Origin of the sequence: Kitasatospora sp. MBT66 (assembly GCF_000710405.2) — a bacterium.
Taxonomy (GTDB): Bacteria; Actinomycetota; Actinomycetes; order Streptomycetales; family Streptomycetaceae; genus Kitasatospora; species Kitasatospora purpeofusca.
Genome location: NZ_JAIY01000006.1, coordinates 1515005 through 1522468, shown reverse-complemented (window position 1 = coordinate 1522468; position 7464 = coordinate 1515005). Strand labels below are relative to the sequence as shown.

Here is a 7464-nt window from a genome sequence, read left to right as displayed (position 1 = left end):
CGGCGGCCGGCGGGTCAGCCGGCGGCGGCCGGGCCGACCGCGACGCTCTGGACGGTGAAGTGCTCCAGCAGCGGTGCGCAGGAGCGGCACGGCGGAGCGTGGGTGCCGTGGGCCGGATCGTGCTCCTCGCGGATCCGGACCGTGGTCAGCCGGGAGCCCTTGAGCGCCTTGCGGGCCTCGTGCAGGCTCATCGGCTTGCGGGCGGCGCGCTTGGAGCGCCGGCCGTCCACCGCGGCCAGGTACTGGGAGAGCAGGACCGCCTCGGGGCAGCGCCCGGTGAAGCGCTCGCGCTGCTCCAGCGGCAGCGCGGCGAGGAACTCGCCGACCAGCGGGTGCAGGGCGGGGCCGCGGTCGGACTTGGCGCCGGCCAGGGTGTGCACCTCGCCGCCCTTCAGCGACAGCGCGGCGGCGACGGCGGGCAGCAGGCTGTCGCGGTGGTGGCGCAGTAGTGGCGGTCCGGCCGGTTGCCCCGTGCTCATGGCGTCGTTCTCCTCCTCGTCTTCCCGCCGGCGTTCCCGTACGTTCTCCCGCTCGCCCTCCGCGTGGTGCAGGGGCCGACAGGGGTCAGCCTGTCAAACGACACTGACAACGTCACAACCGGGGTGCGGGGCACGGCCGGTCGGACCCGGTCCGGAGGCCCTGGCGGTGGACGGTCACGCGACGTTGGCCGGATCCGCACGGCATCGTCACGACTCGTCCCCGGGTTTCCCGAATCCGCCCCCGGGCGACTGTGGCGGCCGGTAGCGTTCCAGCAGGCGGGCCGAGGGGACGGGCGGTCCGGTCGGGGTCGCCGGTGGAAGTGGCAACTCCTTTGCCTGCCATGGTCGTTGTGGTCGGAGGGGCTGGGGGGCCCGGGCCGTGCGCCCGTGAGCCGGTGCCCTGCTCCACACAGCAAGGGGGGTCTTGCGATGACTGACACGGAAACCGCCAACGAGGCGCCCGGCGAACACGTACCCACACCCGGCGCGCCGCCGCAGCCCGCGCCGGAGCGCCGGATCGGGATCGCGGTGGTCGGGGCCGGCTACTGGGGCCCGAACCTGGTCCGCAACGCGCAGCAGACGCCGGCGCTGCGCCTGCACTGGCTCTGCGACCTCGACCCGGCGAAGTCCCGCCGGGTGCTCGGCGAGTACAGCACCGTCCGGTCCACCACCTCCTTCGAGGAGGTGCTGGCCGACGAGCGGGTGGCCGCGGTCGCGGTCGCCACCCCGGCCGCCGCGCACTACCGGCTGGTCAGGGCGGCGCTGGAGGCCGGCAAGCACGTCCTGGTGGAGAAGCCGATCACCACCTCCGCCGCGGAGGCCGCCGAACTGGTGGCGCTCGCCGAGGAGCGCGGGCTGGTGCTGATGTGCGACCACACCTTCTGCTACACCCCGGTGGTGCGCCGGATCCGCGAGCTCGTGCACGGCGGGGAGATCGGCGACGTCCAGTTCTTCGACTCGGTGCGGATCAACCTCGGACTGGTCCAGCCGGACGTCGACGTGCTCTGGGACCTCGCCCCGCACGACCTGTCGATCCTGGACTTCGTCCTGCCGCCGGGCGTGGAGCCGGTCGGCGTCTCCGCCCAGGGCGCCGACCCGATCGGCGCCGGCCGGGCCTGCGTCGCCTACCTGACCGTCCGGCTGAGCAACGGCGCGCTGGCGCACTGCCACGTCAACTGGCTCTCGCCGACCAAGGTCCGCACCACCATGATCGGCGGCTCGCGGCGCACCCTGGTCTGGGACGACCTCAACCCGCAGGCCCGGCTGGCGGTCCACGACCGGGGCGTGGACCTCACCCCGCCGGACGAACTGACCGACGCGATCCGCCACCAGGCCCTGATCTCCTACCGGGTCGGCTCGATGGTCGCCCCCGCCCTGGTCGAGCAGGAGGCGCTGCGCAATGTGATGGCCGAGTTCGCCGCCGCCATCACCGAGGGCCGGGCCCCGCTCACCGACGGCCGGTCCGGCCTGCGGGTGCTCCAGCTGCTGGAGGCGGCCTCGCTCAGCCTCGAACTCGGCGGCGCCACCGTACCGGTGGGCGTCGGCCTCGACTCCGAGCCGGCCGAGCCGCACACGCCGCACGAGTCGGCCGAGCCGCGCGAGCGGTCCGCCGGGCACGACCGGCCCGCCGGCCACGAACCGTCCGCCGGGCGCGACCTGCCCGGCACGTCCGCCATGTCCGAAGCTCAGGAAAGGGCCGCCACGCGGTGAACGCTGTACAGATCGAGGGCTCCCGCTGCCTGGTGACCGGCGGGGCCGGCACCATCGGCTCCACCGTGGTGGACCAGCTGATCGAGGGCGGCGCCCGCGAGGTGGTCGTGCTCGACAACTTCGTCCGGGGCCGGCAGGCCAACCTCGCGTACGCCCGCGAGATCGCCGCCCCCGGGCAGCTGAGGGTGGTGGACGGCGACATCCGCGACCGCGCCCTGCTGCGCGAACTCCTCGACCCGGGCACCGACCTGCTCTTCCACCTGGCCGCGATCCGGATCACCCAGTGCGCCACCGAGCCCCGGCTCGCCCTGGAGATCATGGTGGACGGCACCTTCGACGTGGTCGAGGCCGCCGCCGAGGTCGGCGTCGGCAAGGTGATCGCCTCCTCCACCGCCTCCGTCTACGGCCTCGCCGAGGTCTTCCCGACGCCCGAGAACCACCACCCGTACAACAACGACACCCTGTACGGGGCGGCCAAGGTCTTCAACGAGGGCCTGCTGCGCTCCTTCCACGCCATGTCCGGCCTGGACTACGTCGCGCTGCGCTACTTCAACGTGTACGGGCCCCGGATGGACGTGCACGGCCGGTACACCGAGGTGTTCATCCGCTGGATGGAGCGGATAGCCGCCGGACAGCCGCCGCTGATCTTCGGCGACGGGACCCAGACGATGGACTTCGTCTACACCGAGGACATCGCCCGGGCCAACCTGCTGGCCGCCGCCGCCCCCGTCACCGACCGGGTCTACAACATCGCCAGCGCCAGTGAGGTCTCGCTGCGCGGCCTGGCCGACGCCCTGCTCACCGCGATGGACCGGAGCGACCTGGACGTCGAGCACGGCCCGGCCCGGGGGACCGCCGGCGGCGTGGTGCGGCGGCTCGCGGACATCGGCGCCGCCGAGCGCGACCTCGGCTGGAAGCCCGAACTGGGCCTCGACGACGGCCTGCGCCGGCTGGTCGCCTGGTGGCGCGAGCAGTAGCCGTTCCGGGCCGCCGCGGTCCCGCGGTCCCGCGCTCCTCCGGTCCCGCTCGGGGCCGCCCCTGCTCGCGTCCGCGTCCGGCCGGGTGTCCGCGCCCGGCCGGGCGTCCCGTCGACCGACCACGTCCGCGCCACGTTCGGAGCACGCCTGTGTCCAGCATCCCCGTCATGATCCCCTGGCTCGGCGAGGAGGAGGCCGAGGCCGCCGCCGAGGCGGTCCGCTCCGGCTGGGTGGCCCAGGGCCCCCGGGTCGCCGCCTTCGAGCGGGCCTTCGCCGAGCACCTCGGCGTCGAGCACGCCGTCGCGGTCTCCTCCTGCACCACCGCGCTGCACCTGGCGCTGATCGGCGCGGGCGTCGGCCCGGGGGACGAGGTGGTCGTCCCCTCGCTCTCCTTCGTCGCCACCGCCAACGCCGTCACCTACGCGGGCGCGGTACCGGTGTTCGCGGACGTCGACCCGGCCACCGGCAACCTCACCCCCGCCACCGTCGAACCGCTGCTCACCGGGCGGACCAGGGCGGTGATCGCGGTCGACCAGGGCGGGGTGCCGGTCGACCTGGACGGCATCCGGGCCGCCGTCGGGCCGCACGGAGTCACCGTCGTCGAGGACGCCGCCTGCGGGGCCGGCTCCGTGTACCGGGACCGGCCCGTCGGCGCGGGCGCCGAACTCGCCGCGTACTCCTTCCACCCGCGCAAGCTGCTCACCACCGGCGAGGGCGGCATGGTCACCTGCCGGGACGGCGAACTCGCGGCCCGGCTGCGGCGGCTGCGCGAGCACGGGATGAGTGTCTCGGCGGCCGACCGGCACGCGGGGGCCGGCGGCGCGAGCGTGCTGGAGACCTACGACGAGATCGGCTTCAACTACCGGATGACCGACATCCAGGCCGCCATCGGCCTGGTGCAGCTGCGCAAGCTGCCCGCCATGGTCGCCCGCCGCCGCGAACTCGCCGCCCGCTACCGGGAACTGCTCGTCGGCACCGGTGTCCGGCTGGTCGACGACCCGCCGCACGGCACCACCAACTACCAGTCCTGCTGGGTGCTGCCGCCGGACGGCGCCCCCGAGCGGGCCGAGCTGCTGGTCCGGCTCGCCGAGGCCGGCGTCTCCGCCCGGCGTGGCATCATGGCCGCCCATCTGGAGGCCCCGTACAAGGGGACGGCCCGGGTCCCGCTGCCCGCCACCGAGCTGCTCACCCGGCGTTCGCTGATCCTGCCGCTGCACCACGCGCTGACCGAGGAGCAGCAGGACCGGGTGGTGGCCGCCCTGCGGTCGGCGCTCGGCTGAGGCCGCTGTTCCGCTGTTCCGCCGCTCCTCTGCTTCCTCTGTTCCTCTGCTCCGTCCGCTCCGCTGCTCGTCCGTTCCGCTGCTCGCAGGTTTCGTACCGACAGGTTCCGACCGGCCCAGGGAGACCACAGGATGACCACCGACCAGCCCGTTCCGCTCGTCGACCTCGCCGCCGCGCACGCCGAGATCGAGGCGGAGGTCAGGGCCGGCTTCGACCGGGTGCTCGCGAGCGGGGGCTACATCAAGGGGCCGGAGGTGGCCGGCTTCGAGGAGGAGTACGCGGCCTTCTCCGACGCCCGGCACTGCGTCGGCGCGGCCAACGGCACCGACGCCCTCGAACTGGCCCTGCGCGCCCTGGACCTGCCGCCCGGCGGCGGCGTGGTGCTGCCCGCCAACACCTTCGTCGCCACCGCGGAGGCCGTCCAGCGGGCCGGTCTGCGCCCGGTCCTGGTCGACGCCGACCCCGACCACCTGCTGATCGACCCGGCCCGGGTCGCCGAGGTGCTGGCGGACGCGGTCGCGCTGCTGCCGGTCCACCTCAACGGCCAGCTCGCCCCGATGGCCGCGCTGCTCGACCTGGCCGGCGACCGCCCGGTGGTGGAGGACGCCGCGCAGTCCCAGGGGGCCCGGCAACACGGCCGCGCCCGCCACGGCCGGATCTCCGCCACCAGCTTCTACCCCGGCAAGAACCTCGGCGCCTACGGCGACGCGGGGGCCGTGGTGACCGACGACGACGACCTGGCCGCCGCCGTCCGGCTGATCGGGGACCACGGCTCGGCCCGCAAGTACGTCCACGATCGGTTCGGCTTCAACTCCCGGATGGACGCGCTCCAGGCCGTCGTGCTGCGCGCCAAGCTGCGCCGACTGCCCGCCTGGAACGAGGCCCGCCGGGCCGCCGCCGTCCGCTACGACGGGCTGCTGGCGGGTCTGGACGGCGTGACCCCGCCGCGCACCGCGCCCGGCAACGAGCACGTCTGGCACCTCTACGCGGTCCGGGTCGGCGCGGGCGGCGAGCGCCGGGACGCCCTGCTCGCGGCGCTGAACGAGGCCGGGATCGGGGCGGGCGTGCACTACCCGGTGCCGGTCCACCTGCAGCCGGCCTTCCGGCACCTCGGCCACGGCGAGGGGGCGTTCCCGGTCGCCGAGCGGGCGGCGGCGGAGCTGCTGACCCTGCCGCTGTTCCCGCAGATCACCGCCCAGCAGCAGGAGCGGGTGGTGGAGGCGCTGGCCAAGGCACTGGCGGCCTGAGCCCGCGTCCTGTCCCTCCCACGCCGGTCCCACGTCCGTCCCGTACCCGTTCCCCCCGCCCGCCTCCCCGCCCCGCCGGTGGCCGCCCCGTGCCCTGCCGGTGGCCGTCCCGTGTCCGGTCGGTGCCGGTCCGGGTCCGGTCCCACCGGGCGGGGGGCCGGGCCGCAGGGGTACCCCCTACGCTGGTTCCCAACAAGCGCACCGTGAATTTGCAGCAGCCAGTGGGGGCTCCCAGATGACGACAGGTCGGCCCGGCGTCGCCGCCGCACCGAACGCGGCGTACGCAGGTCAGGTGGTGCAGTTCCCGGATCCGGTCCGCGCCGAGCGGCACCCCGCCGGGGTCAGGGTGGACGAGCACGGCCACCCGGACTTCGGCCCCTACGCCGCCGCGGCGGCCGAGGTCGCCGACCCGCCGGCCGGTTTCGGCGTCGACGAGCTGCGGCTGACCGACTACGTCTCGGCGAACGCCGCGCTGTTCACCCAGGGCCACCCGCTCTGGGCCGACCTGGACACCGCCGTCGCCACCCCGCCCGGCTGGACCTGGCACCACGTGGTCGGCCGGGCCGCGCCCGGCTGGCGGCGGATGGAGCTGGTCCCGGTCGAGGTCAAGGCGCTGCTGCGGCACCACGGCGGACTGGCCACCTCCTCCGCCGACCACAGCCGGCGCGGCACCCGTCCGCTGCAGGAGAAGCGGGCGGTGCACTTCCCGCTCGCCCTGGACGGCAGCGACCCGATCGGCGTCCCCGAGGACCTCGTGCAGCGGGCCGAGCAGCGGTTGGGCTACCGGCTGCCCGGCGCCTACCGGACCTTCCTCAAGCTCGGCGGCGGCCGCGTCCCCGCCGGGGTGGCGCTCGACCCGGACCTCGGGCTGCTGGTCGACCAGCCGTTCCTGACGCTCACCGAGGAGTACGGCACCGAGGACGTCGTCTACGCCAACAAGTGCCTGCGGGACCACTTCACCAAGGACTACCTGGGCATCGCGTACGCCCAGGGCGGCATCCTGGCGCTGAAGGTGCGCGGCGACCGGGTCGGTTCGGTCTGGCTCTGCCTCTACGACGACGCCCGCGACACCGGCGCCGCGGAGTCCCCCGAGGACCGGGTCGAGCGGCTGCTGCTGCCCTGCGGCGACGACTTCGACGCCTTTCTGCTGCGGCTGGCCGGGAGCCCGCCGGAGCTGGAGACGGTCGCCGAGCTGATGGTGAACGGCGGGTTCGCCCGGGCCGTTCCGGTGGGCTGACGTGGCGTTCGCGGTGGAGCGCAGGACGGGCCGGCGGACGGACCGGCCGGTCGTCGACGGTGTGGAACGAGCGGGGACGATGGGGACAGGGGTGAACCGGGCGTGGTGACGTACGCGCAGGCGCAGGAGCTCGCCGAGGAGTGGATCAACGGCGGGGTGTCCCGGGAGCGGCAGCGCGAGGTACGGGTCCGGGAGTTCGACCTCGGCTTCGTCTGCTGGGCGGTGCAGTCCGCCGAGGGCGGGACCGAGGCCGAGGGCGAGGCCCGGCTGGTGATCGCCCGCGACTCCGGCGCGAGCACCCTCTGGCCCGCGCTGCCCGTCAACGAGGTGGTCCGGCAGTACGAGGAGACGTACGGACGGCCGGTCGCGGCCAACCCGGCCGGAGCGGCCCGGCCCGCGCCGGGGCCGGTGGAGGCGACGTCCTTCCTGCTGAGCCCGCCGCAGTGGCTGCAGGAGGCCGGGCAGGCGGCGCTCGCCGCCGAGGCGGAGCGGCTGGGCGCACCGGCGGCCGCCGGGACGCCGGCCCCGGGGGT

General features: G+C 75.1%; 6 protein-coding genes and 1 pseudogene. 6 read left to right on the top strand and 1 reads right to left on the bottom strand.

The window, feature by feature from the left end:
• Positions 1–14 precede the first annotated feature (14 nt).
• On the bottom strand, positions 15–479 hold the full coding sequence (locus BI06_RS19255) for a YwqJ-related putative deaminase (protein WP_051741262.1): 465 nt from the start codon (positions 477–479) through the stop codon (positions 15–17).
• A gap of 429 nt (positions 480–908) precedes the next feature.
• Between BI06_RS19255 and BI06_RS19250 the strand changes: the two genes are divergently transcribed.
• From BI06_RS19250 to BI06_RS50920, 6 genes and pseudogenes are all read left to right on the top strand, one after another.
• A complete protein-coding gene (locus BI06_RS19250; RefSeq protein ID WP_082558546.1) occupies positions 909–2189 on the top strand; it encodes a Gfo/Idh/MocA family protein in 1281 nt (426 codons plus the stop codon).
• A complete protein-coding gene (locus BI06_RS19245) occupies positions 2186–3166 on the top strand; it encodes an NAD-dependent epimerase/dehydratase family protein (protein WP_043469363.1) in 981 nt (326 codons plus the stop codon). Before BI06_RS19250 ends, BI06_RS19245 begins: the two co-directional genes overlap by 4 nt.
• A gap of 149 nt (positions 3167–3315) precedes the next feature.
• Entirely contained in the window at positions 3316–4446 is a 1131-nt protein-coding gene (locus BI06_RS19240) for a DegT/DnrJ/EryC1/StrS aminotransferase family protein (RefSeq protein WP_233290194.1), read from the top strand.
• A gap of 132 nt (positions 4447–4578) precedes the next feature.
• Positions 4579–5694, top strand: a complete 1116-nt coding sequence (locus BI06_RS19235) for a DegT/DnrJ/EryC1/StrS aminotransferase family protein (protein WP_043469361.1) — start codon at positions 4579–4581, stop codon at positions 5692–5694.
• A gap of 235 nt (positions 5695–5929) precedes the next feature.
• A complete protein-coding gene (locus tag BI06_RS19230) occupies positions 5930–6931 on the top strand; it encodes an SMI1/KNR4 family protein (protein ID WP_030398024.1) in 1002 nt (333 codons plus the stop codon).
• Positions 6932–7033: 102 nt separating this feature from the next.
• A pseudogene (locus BI06_RS50920) lies at positions 7034–7464 on the top strand (hypothetical protein); the annotation flags it as partial.